The 17,337-nt window shown below is 63.1% G+C and carries 11 protein-coding genes; 6 read left to right on the plus strand and 5 right to left on the minus strand.

The genetic code is table 11. The features are described 5' to 3' along the window. The first annotated feature begins 37 nt into the window (after positions 1–37). Positions 38–5,869, plus strand: coding sequence for a carboxypeptidase regulatory-like domain-containing protein (locus tag V8P86_RS14010; protein ID WP_336327906.1), 5,832 nt, complete (start codon positions 38–40; stop codon positions 5,867–5,869). 224 nt (positions 5,870–6,093) lie between these two features. Here V8P86_RS14010 and V8P86_RS14015 read toward each other — a convergent pair whose 3' ends face one another. Continuing rightward, positions 6,094–6,552 (minus strand): hypothetical protein, encoded by a 459-nt coding sequence (locus V8P86_RS14015; protein ID WP_336327907.1) that lies wholly within the window; start codon positions 6,550–6,552, stop codon positions 6,094–6,096. Between the two features lie 145 nt (positions 6,553–6,697). Here V8P86_RS14015 and V8P86_RS14020 point away from each other — a divergent pair, with 145 nt between their 5' ends. From V8P86_RS14020 to V8P86_RS14040, 5 genes are all read left to right on the plus strand, one after another. Next, positions 6,698–7,624: an NAD-dependent epimerase/dehydratase family protein gene (locus V8P86_RS14020; protein ID WP_336327908.1), complete on the plus strand. Its 927-nt coding sequence runs from the start codon at positions 6,698–6,700 to the stop codon at positions 7,622–7,624. 48 nt (positions 7,625–7,672) lie between these two features. Then, positions 7,673–8,221: a gluconate 2-dehydrogenase subunit 3 family protein gene (locus tag V8P86_RS14025; RefSeq protein WP_336327909.1), complete on the plus strand. Its 549-nt coding sequence runs from the start codon at positions 7,673–7,675 to the stop codon at positions 8,219–8,221. Continuing rightward, positions 8,218–9,816: a GMC family oxidoreductase gene (locus tag V8P86_RS14030; RefSeq protein WP_336327910.1), complete on the plus strand. Its 1,599-nt coding sequence runs from the start codon at positions 8,218–8,220 to the stop codon at positions 9,814–9,816. Before V8P86_RS14025 ends, V8P86_RS14030 begins: the two co-directional genes overlap by 4 nt. 62 nt (positions 9,817–9,878) lie before the next feature. After that, positions 9,879–10,631, plus strand: coding sequence for a dolichyl-phosphate hexose transferase (locus tag V8P86_RS14035; protein ID WP_503629731.1), 753 nt, complete (start codon positions 9,879–9,881; stop codon positions 10,629–10,631). A gap of 68 nt (positions 10,632–10,699) precedes the next feature. Further along, complete coding sequence (locus V8P86_RS14040; RefSeq protein ID WP_336327911.1) at positions 10,700–11,116, plus strand: hypothetical protein; 417 nt, start codon at positions 10,700–10,702, stop codon at positions 11,114–11,116. A 35-nt stretch (positions 11,117–11,151) separates the two neighbouring features. On the opposite strand, the gene V8P86_RS14045 is transcribed toward V8P86_RS14040, so the two are convergent. From V8P86_RS14045 to V8P86_RS14060, 4 genes are read right to left on the minus strand one after another with little or no spacing between them, the layout of a single operon-like run. Continuing rightward, the gene (locus V8P86_RS14045) at positions 11,152–13,203 is read right to left on the minus strand and encodes an ArnT family glycosyltransferase (protein WP_336327912.1); all 2,052 of its coding nucleotides are present in this window, start codon (positions 13,201–13,203) and stop codon (positions 11,152–11,154) included. Between the two features lie 31 nt (positions 13,204–13,234). Continuing rightward, a complete protein-coding gene (locus V8P86_RS14050) occupies positions 13,235–14,917 on the minus strand; it encodes an ABC transporter permease (RefSeq protein WP_336327913.1) in 1,683 nt (560 codons plus the stop codon). A gap of 25 nt (positions 14,918–14,942) precedes the next feature. Beyond that, entirely contained in the window at positions 14,943–16,118 is a 1,176-nt protein-coding gene (locus V8P86_RS14055) for an extracellular solute-binding protein (RefSeq protein ID WP_336327914.1), read from the minus strand. A gap of 39 nt (positions 16,119–16,157) precedes the next feature. Next, entirely contained in the window at positions 16,158–17,318 is a 1,161-nt protein-coding gene (locus tag V8P86_RS14060; RefSeq protein WP_336327915.1) for an alpha-1 4-glucan-protein synthase, read from the minus strand. Positions 17,319–17,337: the final 19 nt, after the last annotated feature.

Consider the following 17,337-nt stretch of genomic DNA (forward strand, 5'->3'; position numbering starts at 1 on the left):
AATAACGGTGGTTTCATTGAACAATGGGGGTCTACCGATGAATCGATCAAGGAGAGAGACGAATAGGTCACGAACAGCACTCACATTAGTTGTCTTTTGTGTTCTCGGGGTTGGACTTGCAACCGTTCCGGGGCTCGCCGGGGCGGATGTCTCCGAGGGGTCGGCCGACTCCTCGATTGCGACCGAGTCGGCGGCCACGGAGCCCGAGTTCACGCTCGATTCGACCTCGGTGGCCCAATCCAGCGACGTCGTTGCGACGTTCACCGCGACAAACGTCGGTGATGGGTTCATCTCTTTCGACGAAGACAACATCGACGACGCGCGGGCGGAAGGGTTGAGCTTCTCGGAAGGAGACATCATCATCGAGGGCGAAATCTACGACAACGGGAGCTGGCAGTCGACCGATACGACGTTCAAGACGCTGAACACGGAATCAGACGGCAGCGGATTCGACGCACAGCCGACAGCACCCAACGGTCTCGAAGGTGAGTTCGACCCCGATACCGGGCGGATGACCGCAAGCGGGACGCTGAAGATCGAACTGGCGTTAACTGGCGATACCTTCCAGTTCGACCTCGCGATGGTCACCGGCACGAGCAACGGGGCCGCGAGTTCGGACGGTCTTCAGGGCGAATTCGACGCCGACCTCGACAACGGCGGCTTCGTCAATCTCGTCGACAACGAGTACACCGTGCCCGAAGAGACGGGCAACGATCTGCTCGATCAACAACTCGGCCTGCCGATCGAAGAGCCGGGACTGGCCTGGTTCGATCTCCATCTGAATCTCGAAACCAGCCGGGTCGTCTCCGAGACCGGCAGTCTCACCGGGACGGTCACCGACGAGTCTGGCAACCCGGTCGAGGGTGCGACCGTCGACATCGTCGACTCCGCGAAAGACGCGACGACTGGTGCCGACGGCTCGTACAGTTTCGAGGAACTCGACGTGGGAACGTACGACATCCGCGTCAGTGCCGACCAGTACCAGACGACCGAAGCTACAGTCGATATTGCTGCCGACGAGCAGACCCAGCGCGACGTTACCTTGGGGGCTGAACCGGCAAACCTCGAACTCTCGCTGGAAGGGAGCGTCGTGACTGCGGGCGAGACGCTCGAAGTGATCGGCACGGTCACGAACACCGGCGGGACGACAGCGACGGAGACGGCGACGATTTCGATCGGTGACCTCGCCACGAGCGAGCAATCGATCGAGGTCGCCCCCGGCGAATCCGTCCAGATCACCGAGACCGTCGACACGACCGAGTCGGATGTTGGCGAGTACACTGCCGAACTCACCGCCGACGGCAAGCGCGCCACGACGGAAGCGGTCGTCCGGGACCCCTTCGAGAAGAAACAGCCCGTGGCGACGTTCACCGCCGAAAACGTCGGTGACGGCTTGATCTCCTTCTCTTCGACGTTCCTCGAAGCCGTTGCCGAGGGGTCGTACTTCCCAGCCGAGGAGATCGTTATCGAAGGTGAGATCTACGACGACAACACCTGGCGGTCGACGAACGTCGAGATCCCACAGCTACAGACCTCTGCCGACCAGGTCCAGGTCGAAGTCGACGTGCCCGGCGGAATCACCGGAACGATCGACCGCGACACGGGCACGATGACCGCAGACGCCGAGTTCGACATTTCGGTCGTCGGGCGGGACGCCTCCTTCCAGTTCGTCCTCGAAGCGACGACCGGTGAGAGCGGCATGTTGACCGGCGAAGCCGATTTCACCGGCGACTCGGCCGATCTCACGCTCATGGAGAACGAATTCACCGTCGATCAGACGACCGGTGACGATGTCGTCGACACCGGACTGGAACTCCCGGCGGACGAACCCGGAGAGAACTGGTTCTCGCTGGTGCTCGACATGTCTATCGACGACGACCCGACCGGAAGCGTGACCGGTACCGTCAGCAACCAGAACGGCGACCCGATCGAAGGCGCGAGTGTCGCTGCCGGCGGGCAGAGCGTCGAAACGGACGCACAGGGGCAGTACACGCTCGACGGACTCGCCGTCGGCCCGCAGACGCTCACCGTCACGACACCCAGTGGTGCCGAACGCACGGTCGATGTCGAAGTCGTCGCGAACGACCAGGTCGAACAATCGGTTGAATTCGAGTTGACCGGCAGCGTCAGCGGAACTGTCCAGACGAATTCCGGCGAAGCAGTTCCGGACGCGGCCGTCCGTATCGAGGGCACGACTATCGAAACCAGCACGGCGGCAGACGGGTCGTTCACGCTTGCGGACGTGCCCGCCGGCACGCAGACGCTGGTCGTCGACCCTGCGGACCTAGCCGCACAGACGTTCGATATCGAGGTTGTGACCGGCGAGCAGACACAACGTGATATCACGCTCGATCTGACCGGCGGCGTGAGCGGAACCGTCATCGCGGCCGTTGGCTCACCGTCCGAGGACGCCACCGTCGCACTCGTCGACGAGAACGAGCAGTCCGTCGCCGAGACGACAACCGACAGTGACGGCCAATACGAGTTCACCGGTATCCAGCCCGGCGAATACCGACTGATCGCCGACGGCGGCCTGTCCGGTCGCCAGCAAACGACCGTCACCGTCGTCCCCGGCGAAACGGTCGAGCAGGATCTCGAACTCAGTCAGCCGGGGATCAACGTCCGCGTCGAGGATGTCCAGACGACGAAGGGGACGACTGCCAAGGTGAGCGCCGTCTTCGAGAACGCCGGGGCCGCGAGCACGACTGAAACCGCGACCCTCTCCGTCGGGAACGTCGCCTCGACCGAACAGCAGATCGAACTCGGGGCCGGCGAGCGCCAGCAGATCACCCTCGAACTGACCCCGTCGGGCACCGGCGAGTTCCCGATTGTCGCGACGGCGGGCGACAAGCAGGCGCAGGGCAAACTCATCGTCACCGGCGGCGGTGAGATCGTCGCGAACTTCCGAGCCGAAGCGGTCGGTGACAGCTACGTCTCGTTCAACGAAGATAACGAAGACGACGCCGTCGCAGAGGCCACGGAGTTCCCCGACGCGAACGAGGCCTCCGGGCAGGACGTGCTCTGGATTCAGGGCGTGATCTACGAGGACGGTACCTGGCGCGCGACCGACCAGAATCTGCCGAATCTCAAGCAGAGCGGCCTCGATATCGGTGTCGAGAACCGGTCGACGATGACCGGAACGATCGATCCCGAGTCGGGGGCGATGAACGTCAACGCGGATTTCCTGACGACGATCCTGCTCGGCAACGAGCAGAACCCGAACTTCGAGTTCAGCATCGAAGCCGGAACCGGCGAGAGCAACGCACTGTCCGGTGACGCCGACTTCGAGCAAGAGACTCTCGACCTGGATAGCGGAGAGAGCTACTCCGCGTCGGTCTCGCTGGTGGACAACGACTTCGTCGTCGGCGACAAGACCGGCAATCTCCTCGCCGACAGTTCGCTCGGCCTGCCCTCGAAGCAGGCGGCGAACAACTGGTTCAAACTCAACCTCGATATGACGATCCGCGAGGGCAAACGCGATGTCGGCGCTGTCGAGGGAACCGTCACCGACGAGAACGGCGATCCGATCAACAACGCCACCGTGCGCGCCGGCGGGACGGAGACGACGACCGATGCCGATGGCAGCTACACACTCGAGGGCGTGACTGCGGGTGAGATGACGGTCACCGCCAACGTGCTCGATTACGAGGAATCGAGTACCGAGGTCGATATCGAGGAGGACGGTACCGCAACCCAGGACTTCCAGCTCACACCCGGTGAACCCGAGTACAGACTCGCAGTCGACGGCACTAGCGTGACCGAAGGTGAGACTCTCAGAGTACAGGGCGCAATCGCCAACGTCGGCACGGCCACGGCCGATTCGAGCCTGCGACTCACGGTGGATGGGCTGTCGACGAAAGGCGAAGATATCGAGATTGCCCCACAAGATGATACGACGATCACCGACGAGATTCAGACAGAAGCGGGCGATGCCGGCGAATACACAGTCGTCCTCTCGGTCGACGGCAAGACGACGAAGACGACGGTGACCGTCGAAGAGGCGGACGACGAGAGCAACGGCGGCAACTCCGGCGGCGCGGCGACGTTCACCGCGACCAGTACGGGTGGATTCATCTCCTTCGACGAAGACAATCTCGACGACGCTCGCTCGGAGGGAATCGTGTTCCCCGACGGCAGTGAGGGCAATCCGATTGTGATCGACGGCCGGATCAACGCCGACGGGACGTGGGAATCGACGAACATAGAGTTCCCGACGCTGAACACCGCCGAGGACGGCAGCGGCTTCGACGCACAGGCAACTTTCCCCGACGGGCTCGAAGGCGAGTTCGACCCCGAGACGGGGATGATGACCGCCGAAGGGACCCTCGACATCCAGCTCGCACTGACCGGCGATAGCTTCCAGTTCGATATCGCGCTGACGACCGAGACGAGCAACGGCCCCGCGAGCGACGACGGGTTAGATGGCTCCTTCGAGAACGGCCAGCCGGTCGCGGTGACGCTCGTGGACAACGAGTACACTGTCGATACGACGACTGACAGCAACCTCCTCAACAACCAGCTCGGGCTCCCGCTCGATCAATCCGGTCTCGCGTGGCTCGAACTCGGCCTCGACATGGAGATCAGCGCAGCCGATCAGCCATCCGAGACCGGCGAGGTCAGCGGTGTCGTCGAAGACAGTTCGGGCACCCCGATCGAGGATGTGACCGTCGCAGTCGAGGGCGAGCGACAGAGCACGACGACTGATAGCACCGGCCGCTACGAACTGTCGGTGCCTGCGGGCACGCACACGCTGACGGTCGACCCGCAGGGCTACGACGGAACGACCGCCGAGGTGCAGGTCGAGACCGACAGCACGACCGAGCAAGATCTCGAACTCACGGCGGTCGATCCGGAGTTCGAGGCCAGCCTCGACGCGCCTGATACCGCACCAGGTGAGTCGACGACGGTGACCGGCACGGTCGAGAACACCGGCGGTCCCGGCAGTGAGGAGGTCACGATCACGGTCGGCGAGCAGTCGACGACAGAGACCGTCGAACTCGGAGCCGGTGAGTCGACGACCGTCGAGTTCGAGTTCCAGGCCGACGACGAAGGCGAGTACAGCGCCGCGATGGCCATCGGCGAAGAGGAGCAGGCGGCCGCCACCAACGTGGTGGTCGACGAGAGCGAGGCCGGCGACAACTCCGGCGGCGGAGACGGCGGTTTCATCGCGACCAGCCGCGGCGGCTTCACCTCCTTCACGGAGTCCTCCGAGTCGGCCGCTCGGGAGAACACCGGCGTCGAGTACCCCTCCGCCGACGAGGGGACACCGATCGAAATCGGTGGGACCATCGACGGGAACAGCTGGACGGCCGGCTCCGAGAACATCAGCTTCCCCTCGATGACGACCGAAGACGGGATCGAAGTGACCGTTCGCGCACCGGACGGACTCGAAGGCACCATCGACCGCGAGAGCGGCGAGATGACCGCGACGGGACAACTGGAAGTCGAGGTCGGCGATGGCAACACCTTCACGTTCGAGCTCGACGCGACGACCGGCGAGAGCGGTGCGCTGAGTGGCGAGGCGAACTTCGACGGGGACTCCTCGACGGTGACGCTCGTGGACAACCAGTTCATCGTTCCGGAGAAGACCGGCGACCCGCTGGTCAACCAGCAACTCGGCCTTCCGACAGACACGCCGGGTGAGAACTGGTTCGAGCTCGAACTTGGCCTGGAATTCGTCGACAGCGGCGATGTCAACACCGCTGGCGGCGACACCGCCAACGACGACACTGAGGACGACAGTGGCTCGGCATTCACGACGCTCGGGCTGGTTGGCGGCCTCGCCGGACTGGGGCTCGCAGGCCTGTTCATCCTGCTCGTGCTCGCCCGCCGCTTCATCGATCTGATCGACCCCGACCCCGACATGTAACGACGCTCGGTTCGCTACTCTCCGTTCCTTCTTTTGTTCTCATCCCACTCGACTCAGTCCGTGTGCTACTCTCTGCAGTATCGCTGCAGGAACTCTCCCTGTGAGCGACGCTGCGCCGAGTCAGTCGAGACGCCCGCCGAGACCGACGCGGAAACCGAAGCCACTGATTCTCGCCCACTGACGGCACTGGCGAGCACTGTCACTGAAGGTGCGGCGAGAAAGAGTTATCGCGAACCGAACACCGACGTGAGCGTGCCGCTGAGGACGCTCACGAGTCCGCTCAACCCCGCGAGACTGACCAGATCTGCCGGACCGACCGGGCTCTCTCCGCCGGTGCCGGTCTGTCCGATGAAGATGCCCGAGACGAACACGAGCGAGGCCGCACCGACGAAACACCCGACAGCGACGTAGACGGCCGTCCGTCGCTGGTCCATCCGCAATCCCTCGAAAATCCCGAGCATTCCTGCGACCACCGGAGCGATGATCGCCGAGATGATGAGGAAGGCAAGCGGTGTGTATCCCTCGATGACCAACTGCTCTGTACTCCCCAGCGCCGAACTGCTGGTGACCGAGGACTCGACCCACTCCCAGGTCAACAACGACGTTAGTCCAACCCCGATCCCCACGAACAGCATGACCAGCGACACGCGCGCAAGCACGCGAGCAGGCTGCTTGTCGAACATGATCTGTTGGCCGTTTTTCCCAAGCCACCATTAAAGTATCCATTTATTTATGAAAGTTTCAATAAACTTTTGACAGTACATGTGCTGTTTATTCCGATTCGTGGCGGATCAGAACACCTACTACTCGGGCGCGATAGGATCGGACATGTCACTGACAGCAGAGCGGATTCTGGTCACGGGTGGTGGCGGCTTCGTCGGTTCGCATCTCATCGAGCGACTGCTCGCCGACGGCCACGACGTGCGCGTAGTCGATAACTTCTCGAACGGCCACGAGGAGTGGCTTCCGGAGGCGGCGGAGGTGGTCGTCGGTGATCTAGCAGATCCCGAGACGGCGGCGGAAGCGATCACTGCCGATCTCGATCTGGTGATCCACCTCGCGGCGGACAAGGACGCCTCACGCGACGACATCGCGCAGTTTCAGTCCAATACGACGCTGACTGAGACGGTGCTGGACCGGATGGAGGAAGTCGGCCTCGACAAAATCGCGTTCACCTCCTCGTCGACGGTCTACGGCGAAGCACCGCGCCCGACGCCGGAGGACTACGCGCCCCTCGAACCCATCAGCATCTACGGCGCGGGCAAACTCGCCGAAGAGGGACTGCTCTCGGTCTACGGACATAGCCACGACTTCACTGTCTGGACGTTCCGCTTCGCCAACGTCGTCGGGCCGCGCCTGCGCGGCGCGGTCGTTCCCGATTTCATCGAGAAACTTCGAGATGATCCTGACCACCTCGAAATTCTCGGGAACGGGCGACAGGAGAAATCCTACCTGTATATCGAGGACTGTCTCGACGCCATGCTCCACGTGATCGAACACACTGACAAGCCTGTGAACACCTTCAATCTCGGCACCCGAACGACCACCTCCGTCGACCGGATTGCCAGTATCGTGGCCGACGAGATGGGCGTCGACCCCGAGCGGTCGTACACCGGCGGCGACCGGGGCTGGACCGGCGACGTGCCGAAGATGCGCCTCTCCATCGAGAAACTCTCCGCGCTGGGCTGGGAGCCGACGTACTCAAGCGACGAAGCGATCCGGACGGCAACCCGTGAACTGCTCGCGGAACTGTAACGGCCCGGTTTCGACGGGTATAAGAGTTTAGGTCAGCCTAATCCGGGTATGGAGCTGACTCGCCGCGATGCGATTGCCGCGCTGGGTGCGGTCGGCGGTGCCGGCGCCGCGGCGTACGGATACACTCGTCTGCAGGCGGACGGCGAGGAGCCGTCGGATCAGTCCGAACGTTCTGACGAACACGTCGTCGAGACGATGGTTGCAGTCGCGGAGGTCGTCTATCCGAGCGAGCTTTCGGGTATCGAGCCGTTTGTCGAGGAGTTTGTCACTGCGCGGCTGGCCGAGGAAGACCACGCCGCGGGAATCCGGGAGGCCATTACGGTGCTGGACGAGCACACGAAGACGTGGTACGACGAGCGGTTCACGGCGCTTCCCGCGGTTTCTCGTGAGAACGCGCTGGCAGATCTGGGTGCCGATGTCGTCGACGAGGATCCGGAGGGGTCGACCGCCGAGCGGGTCCGGTACTACGTCGTCAACGAACTGCTGCTCGCACTGTACAGTTCGCCGACCGGCGGGAAACTGGTCGGCATCGAGAACCCGCAGGGCCACCCCGGCGGGACCGAGAGCTACCAGCAGGGGCCAGCCGATCAATCATGACCGACCGCACGCCAGTCGACGACGCTGATATCTGTGTCGTCGGTGCGGGACCGGCGGGCGCACTCGTCGCCGATCAGTTGGCGGGCGAGTACGAGGTGGTCGTCCTCGATGCCGGCCCGCGATTCGACGACGAGGACCGATTGGACCGCCAGGAGCGGGCGATCAGACCCTACTACGACCGACCCGATGTCTGGGAGATGGGCGGGCCGCGGGACGACCACGCCGCAAGTGGCGAGTGGTTCTATCCGCTGAACCACGCCCGCGTGAAGGGAATCGGCGGCTCGACACTGCACTGGCAGGGGATGGTGATGCGGCTGCACGAAGACGACTTCAATTCCGGTAGCGCCCGCGGGGTCGGCCCGGACTGGCCCATCGAGTACGACGATTTGCAGCCGTACTACGCTGCCGCCGAGCGCGAACTCGGTGTGGCCGGGGCCGCCGACAACCCCTACGGTCCGCCACGGGAGAAGCCGTACCCGCTGCCTGCATTTCCGCCCTCCTACAGCGACTCCCTGTTCGCCGAGGCCTGCGAGAATCTCGGTATCGACATGCACTCGGTGCCGAACGCTCGCAACTCCGAACCCTATCAGGGCCGCAGTCAGTGCGTCGGCTACGGCACCTGCCAGCCAGTCTGTCCCTCCGGCGCGAAATACGACGCGACCGTCCACATCGACCGGGCAGAACAGCAGGGAGCGACGATCATCGACCGGGCACCTGTCCAGTTCCTCGAACACGGCCCCGAGAGCATCGACGCCGCTGTCTACGCGACACCGGAAGGCGAGGAACACACCCAAGAGGCCCGAGCGTTCGTCGTGGCCTGTGGTGGCGTCGAGACACCTCGCCTGCTCTTGCTCTCGGCCTCGGAGACTTACCCGGACGGTCTCGCCAACACCAGCGGCGCGGTCGGTCGGTACTTCATGGATCATCTCTTCGCCGGCACCGGCGGCGTCGTCGACCAAGAGACTCGCCAGAACCACGTCGGCTTCTACACCAGTTCCTCCCAGCAGTTCTACGACGAGGCCGACGAGGAGTTCGCACCGCTCAAACTCGAATTCTTCAACTACGACGGCCCCTCGCCGGTCGAGATGGCGCTGTCGGGCGACGACTGGGGTGACGACTTGCTCGACCGTCTGCGAGACAGTTACGGCAATCACCTCGGCATCGGTGGGCTCGTCGAACAACGTCCGCAGGCCGAGAGCTACGTCGGACTAGGTGAGGAGACCGACGACCACGGCAACCCGGTCCCGGACGTGCACTGGACGGTCGACGACCGGGCGCTGCGAACTATCGAGCGCGCTAACGAGATCCAGCGGGAGATTCTCGACGAACTCGACGCGGAGATCACCTGGCAGGTCGGCCCCGACGGCACCGGGCCTGCCTACCACCACATGGGCACGACGCGGATGGGCTCGGACCCGGCCGACAGCGTCGTTGACGCGGACTGTCGCACCCACGACCTCGACAACTGCTGGATCGCCTCCTCGAGTGTCTTTCCGACCGGCGGCGCGGTTAATCCGACACTCACCATCGCCGCGCTGGCCCTCCGCACCGCCGACCACATCGACCGCTCGCTCACGAACGAACTCGGCGGTTGATTTCCTGACAGTATTTTAGGCAGACCTAAAAACTTAACCGTCCCCAGCAGAAAGTCGGGGTAATGAGTCACGTCGAGGACGAATCACCGAGTACAGACGACGAACTAACCGTCGACAGCGTCGATGACGCTGGCGCCGAGTACACCTTCGAGGATCTGAGCGTCGTGATGGGCACCTACAACGAGGAGGAGGCAATCGCGACGGTGCTGACCGACATCGAGGAGGTCACCGACGGCAAGGCGGAGGTCGTTTGCGTCGACGGTTCTTCGGATCGGACGCCGGAAATCGCCCGCGAACACGGCGCGACGGTGATCGAACAGGAGCCACAGGGATACGGCGTCGCCGTCCGCGAGGCGATTCTCACGCCGGAGCGACCCATCGTCGTCACGACCGACTGCGACGACACCTACCCGATGGATCAGTTGCCGGAGTTTCTCGAACTGATCAACGAGGGCTACGACGTGGTCAGCGGCGACCGCCTCTACCACGGTGCAGAGGCCATGCCCGCGTTCAATCGACTCGGTAACCACCTCTTCGCGCTCGGCGCGAGTGTCCTCATGGGTACCCGGGTTCACGACACGACCACGGGCATGCGTGCCTATCGCCGCGACCTCATTCAGGAAATCGATTGGACCGAAAATACTGGCCTCTCTGCCGAACTGCTCATCCGACCAGTGATGCGCGGCTACGACGTGCGTGAACACCCGATCAGCTATGCCGAGCGGAAAGGCGAGACGAAACTCGATCCGATCGAGGGCGGCCTCGCCATCGCCAAATCCATCGCCAAGGTCGCGCTCGAAGAGCGGTTCCGCTGAATCTGCAGGGTCGCCGGTCGGGACACTCCCCGAACTGTTTTTATGCCGGTAGTACACATCATCTGACAATGGTTCGCTTTCGTGAACCGGTACGGACGCCCTCGTTCGAGGCCACCGCCCTCCCGACGGCGCTTCTGGTGCTGTTCGTTCTGGCCTCGATTATTTCTGGCTGGACGCTGCCGGATGCCGGTGTCGTACCGCTCGCTGTTGGTCTCTTGTTCGGATCCCTCTACACCATCTTCGCCTACTTTACGACGGCTCCGGAGTACCTACCCACTCCGAACAAGTGGGTTACAATCGGCGTCAAGGTCGGCATTGTCGTGCTGATCGTGTGGGCTGACAATGTGTTTTCTGACGAGTTCCTTCTTTCTGACTGGGTTGTTCCCGCCTTCGTCGTCGGACTGTTGACTGCGCTCACTGCCTCGCACTGGTGGCTTCTCTCCAGACTGTCTCCGCAAAATCACGATCAGTCCCAGCCTCACTGACTGCTCCGCCCACGGACCACCCGACTTCTCGTAGCCTATCCGCTGGCTGATACCGTCGCGTTCATCGACACGCCGTCCCGGTGTTCGCCGGGGATGTACGCGGCTTCGCCACCACAACGGAACGGTTCCCGACAGACCTCCAAATACGGCGAGAGCGCCCGATATTCTCCATCGTCGCGAATCAGGGGCATCTCGGCGACGTACTCGAAGCCGCCGAGCGCGCCGTAATCGACGAACGTGACGAGCCGAAGCGGCTGTTCGCCGTCGTGGGCAACAGTGAGGTTCTGCTCGAAACTCGGCGAACGGAGTGTCACGTTTCCGTCGGCGACGGTTGCCGTCATCTCGATCTCGTCAGTCAGTGCTGCGGCGGTACTGTTTCCGTCTTCGCCGACGCTCGCCCGGAGTTCGACCGTTTCGACGTTATCGGGGACGCCGAGCGTGAGATTCAGCCGGATCTGCTCGCCGCTGACGTGCTCGATTTCGCGGAGTTGTGGCCGCACTGGCTGGTCCTTGAACGGGAGCCACTGGTCGCGGTAGGTGTACCGGTACAGCGTCCGCTCCGGGAACGCGTCGACGACAGCGAACTCCCTGTGTTGGAGCGCATAGAGCACTTTACTATCGAAATCGGGATCATTGCGAAGCTCCTGGAACGGGTGGTTGAGCCAGTCGCCGTACGGCGTCGGCAAAAAGACGAGTCCGTTCTCGAAGGATTGCTCTTCGATTGGCTCGTAGGCGCGCTCGTACTCTTCAGTCGTCTCGTAGTTCTCTGTCAGCGGGGCCGCGACCGCCCCGGCCGTGACACCGGCAACGACCAGTATCGCGACGACGCCGAGCACCGGCAGCGCCCGTGCGGCCGGCCCGCTGAGGCGGTCCTGTAACTGGGTCGCAGCGCCAGCGAGCGCGGTGAGTCCGACTGCGCCGAGGGTAACCGTCGACAACAGGAGTCCGACGTGGTAGTACGGCCCGAGGATAGAGATGAGCCCGTCGCTGGGGTCCGAGAGGTCTCCGAGGACGTTCAGCGTCCCCCAGAAGTAGACGTTGCCGACAGTAATCGTCACGAACGTTCCGAGCACCGCGAGCACCCGTGGATCCCGCCGTTGCTCTGGATTCCGGAGCACTGCTCCAGCCCCGATGACGGCGACGGCAGTTCCGAGTAGGCCAGCAGGAGTCCACCGGGTCACGTACTGCCAGAGGTTGCGCGCGTTCGCCTCGACGGCCAGTTCGGGCGTGTAATCGCGTTCGTAGCCGGTAATCTGTCGTTCGCCAAATCCGAGTCCATCTCGCGGGGCAAAGACCTCGTACGGGAAGGTGAGCGGATCGCCCGTGATGACGGCGTTGTAGCCGAGTGCAACGGCGACACCGCAGAGGCCGAGCACGGCGACGATGCTCTGTCGAACGATTGGCTTCCGGTCGAGGGTCCGCAGTGTCCACAGCGCGTGACAGACAAACGGTGTCGCAAACAGGACGGCGGTGTAGGGCCGTGCCCAAAACGAGAGGCCAATTGCACCCCCGGCAAGCGCAGCGAACCGCCGGCCACCGGTTCGGTCCGCCCGCAGGTACGCCCACGCGAAGCAGAGATTCAGCGTGAACGCCGGGACGTACGGGAGGAAGACGGCGGCCTGTACGACGAACATCGGGGAGACGACGAGCAATCCGGCCGCCAGCAATCCAGTCCTGTCGTCGAACACCTCGCTGACGACGCCGTCGGTCAGCGCCACCGCGAACACCGCGATGACCGCCACTGCAAGCCGATACGAACCGACGAGTCCACCGAGCGCGAACAATCCCGCGGTCACTGGCGTGTACTTCGGATACATCGACCCGTCTTCTTCGATGAAAAACCACGGCCGAAACGACTCCTCTGCTGGCGGGGACATCCGCAACTGGCCTTCGAGCAGCATCTCCGCTTGCTGGAGGTAGACGGCTTCGTCGTGGTTCGAGGTGTAGTACGGAAACACTCCCTCGCCGACGAGATAGACGACAACTCCCGTCAGGACGGCAAGCACGAGTGTCGCTTGTCGGTCGCGAGTCAGCCACCCTCGGCCCCGTTCGACCGCGCGGCCGAGCGGAGAGTCGGTCTCGGTCATCTCGCCATCACCCGATTTCCGAGAACGACAGTTACGTTCCGTCGAAGGAATCCTGTCGGAGAATGATCACCATCGACAGTGCGGAGATGCAGACGAGCAACAGCGCTGGCACGGCGGCCTGTCCGTAGTAGGCGGCTTCCTGCACCTGCCAGATGTAGGTCACGATGGTCTCCTGACCGAGCGGTTTCAAGATTAGCGTCGCCGGCAGTTCTTTCATCGTCGTCAGAAAGACGAGCGCGCCACCCGCGACGATTCCGGGTGTGATCTGTGGGAGCACGACCCGGCGGAACGACCGCAGGGGTGAATCGCCCATCGACTGTGCTGCCTCGACGTACTTGGGATCGACCTGCAGGACCGAGGATTTCATCGTCCCGATAGCCTGCGGAACGAACCGGACCACGTACGCGAAGACGAGCATAAACACCGTCCCGTAGAGCACGCTGGCGTAGCGGATCCCGAACACGAGCAGCGCCAGGCCGACGACGACACCGGGTGTCGCGTAGCCAATGTAACTGGCCCGCTCGGGCAGCGAGCCAAAGCGCGAGTCGCTCCGCGCGGAGAGATACGCCAGCGGCAGGCCGACGATGACGGCGATGACCGCCGCTGCCAGCGAGACGCTCACGGAGTTGAGCAGAAAGCCGAACTGGAAGTCGAAGCCGCCCTCGGCGAACCCTGGCGAGGGACGGCGCAGCCACATCACCAGAATTCCGATCGGCAAGGCGAGTCCGAGGCCGGCGATCAGCGAACAGAACCCGAGCGCCGGAAGCTTCCAGTACCCGAGGCTGATCCGTCCCGGACGGCGACTGCCGCTCGAAACGTGTGCGCCCTCGTTGCTGGCGCTGATCCGTGACTCCATCGCCAAGATGATGACGGTCAACGCCAACAAAAGCAGCGACAGCACGGCCGCCCGGCCGAGCAGAAAGTTGTTGTAGCGGACGTAGATCATCCGCGTGAACACGTCGTACCGCATGATCTGTGGTGTGCCGAAATCCGAGAGGGTGTACAGCGCGACCAGAAGCGATCCCGCAGCGATTCCGGGCTTGATCTGTGGCAGCGTCACCCGCCGAAAGGCCTTCCAGCGTGAGTGGTTCAGCGTCCGCGCAGCCTCGACGACGGTGCCGTCGAAGGAGAGTAACGACGCCCGCGTCGTCAGGTAGACGTACGGATACGTGTACAGCGTCAACACGAGTGTTGCGCCCAACAGCCCGTAGATCTCGGGGAGTTTCTGAATCCCGAGCGGGGCGAGCGCATCCTGTAACACCCCGCGGGGGCCGAACGCGGAGACGAAGGCGAAGGCCCCGATGTAGCTGGGAATCACCAGCGGCAGGGCCGCGACGACCGTCCAGAACCGTCGGAAGGGCAGATCCGTCTGGACGGTCAAAATTGCAAGCGGGACGCCGATCAGGATCGAACACGCCGTCACCGACCCGGTCAGCAGCATCGAGTTGAGGACGATATCCAGCGTCCCGCTGCTGAACACGATCGAGACGAGTTCGTCGGTCCCGACGGCTCTGGCTTCCTGGACCAGCCAGACAAACGGTATCAGCAACAGCAGCGCGATCAGCGTCGACAGAATCCCGAGGGCGAACTCCCTGAATCGCTGGCGGACGACTGCGGCCCACGTCTGTAGCCGCTGGCGCCCTGACCGAAGCCACAGCAAGAGCCGCCGGCGTCGTGAGGCTTGTTCGTCGCCCGGATCTGCTGTACTGTCCATCCATCGAAGTTTTGGTAGCTGTTCCTTAGAGGATTCCGGTTTCGTTCAGAAGCTCCAGCGTTGGCTCGGTATCCGCGAGTTCTGCGAGGTCGATATCCGGCGGATTCAGTTCGTCGATAGTCGGGAGTCCACCCACGGGACCGACGCCAGGAATCGTCGGATACGCGAAGGTTCGGGTCGCGAAGAACTCCTGGGCTTCCGCCGAGAGCAGATGTCGAACGAAGTTCTCGGCAAGTTCGACATCGCTCGCGCCTTCGATGATCTGCGCGCCGGAGACGTTGATCAGCGCGCCCGCGTCACCGCTAGTGAAAGCGAGTTCGATCGGGGCGTTCTGGCGCTGGCTCCGCACGCGAAGCGCGTAGTAGTGATTCGCAAAGCCAGCGTTCAGCGCGCCGTTTGCGACCTCGTTCGAGATCCGGAACTCGTTGGGGAACTGTTCGATTCCGGCGTCGACCATGTCGTTGAGCCACGCTCGCGTCTCCGACGCGCCGCGGGTCAACCGCATCGCCGTGACGAACGACTGGAATGCGCCGTAGGTCGGCGCCCAGCCCATTGAGCCGTCGAGTGCAGCCGTTCCGGGGAAATCCTGGACCGTATCGGGCACGTCGGATGCGCTCAACTGGTTCGTGTTGTACGGCACCGCACGGGCACGCCCGGCGAAGCCGATCCAGCCCTCGGCCTGTAGCTCCGAGGGCACCTCGTCGGTGACCTCCGAGGGCAGCGACTGTGCTGCGCCGTTCTGTGCGACGTTACCGAGCGATCCGGCGTCGACTGCGAGGAAGACATCGGCCTGACTCGCGCCGGCCTCGACCTCTTCGGTGATGCGGTTCGAGAGCTGACTGGAGGAATCGAGCGATTGCTGGTAGGAGAAATCCGGGTATATCTCGCCGAATTTCTCGATCAGATCCAGGTACAGTCCACCCTCGCCACCGCCGAGATAGAAGTTCAGTTCGCCTTCGAGATCCGGCAGGTCTCTGATCGAGGTGCCCTCCGGCTCCGGTCGACCCGAAACCAGCGGCCCCGACCCGCGGAAATCCGAGAGATCGAAATCCAGCGCTTCGCCGTCGTTGTCGTCACCGCCGAACATGCCGAAACAGCCCGCGAGGCCCACCGAACTCGCGGCGGCCGCTCCCGCGAGGAAACGTCGCCGCCCCGATTGATTTCCGATTCTATTGTCGTCGTGATCGCCGTTGTCAGTCATTGTTTTAGGGTAGCCTAAATAACGTTTATATGTGTCGATTCAGTCATCCGCTGGGACGCGTTCGAGTGCGCTCAGTGCGTCGAGCCAGTCGTGCATGTGTTCGCCGACGTAGGGGAGGAACTCGCCGTTGCGGTACTGGTCGGGGTCGGTTTCACAGAGTGCGTCGGCCATCGCGCGGTAGGCGTCGACGTACGTCTCGGCGTCGGTGCCGGCATCGTCGACCAACTCCCAGATGTGCTCGTTCAGTTCGAGGCCGGCGACTTCGTTGTGCAGGTCGTCGAAGGTCGACCGGGCGGCCTTGTTGTGCTCACAGAGTGGCCGGCCGTTGTAGATCTGTTTGTCCAGCAGATCGCAGGCCCGCTTGAGGAAGACGCCGCTCCAGATGTCGTCGAATCGCCCGACGTCCCACTCGTTGTCGTCCATCGGCAACTGATAGAACGCGGGGATCACTTCCCGCCGGAAGGCGAGGTTCATCGAACAGACGGTGAGGTAGTTGTCTTCCGCGGCGACGAAGTCCACGCCGAAATCGTCTTTTTCGGTTCGAGTCTGTGCCTGCCCCTGCAGGTCGCCGTCCATCAGGATCCGCACCGCGTCCAGATCCGGCACGTTCGTCCACAGCCCCTGCGAGGCGACAATTTCGCCCGTCTCGATGGTCGCCGTCTCCGTCGTGACGGTCTCGTCCATCGCCGAGTACGGGTAGCCGCGGGGATACAGGCCGTGCTCGTCGGCCTCCTGATAGAGGACGTTCACCCACTGGGTGTCCGAGGAGACGGACTCGATGTCGCCCTCGTAGGCGAGATTTTCCATGTGGCCGCCGAAGAAGTCGCTGTCGTGCGGAAGCGTATCGTCGTCGATGAAAAAGCCGTACTCGAAGCGGGGGTTGTCCCACATGTACAGCAGGCCGAAACTCGTCTCGGCGTGACTCGCCGCCGGGACGACGTGGCCGTACTCTTCGATATCCTGATCCTCGTACCACTCCTCACGGCGGGTTCCGTCGAAGACTGTACCGGCAACGTCTAACTCGTCCAGCATCGACTCCATCTCCTCCGTCTCGCAGAAGTCCTCCGTCACCAGCACGAAAAACAGCCGTGACGTATCGAACCCGTGTTCACGGGCGTTCTCGACGTACGAGCGAACGCAGTCGTATTCCCGAATCGTCGGGACGATTACACAGATGTCTTCTCCTGTCCGCTGTCTCATATCTGCCTATTTTTTAGGC

It is taken from the genome of Halovenus anhuiensis, from assembly GCF_037080055.1.
Lineage (GTDB): Archaea > Halobacteriota > Halobacteria > Halobacteriales > Haloarculaceae > Halovenus.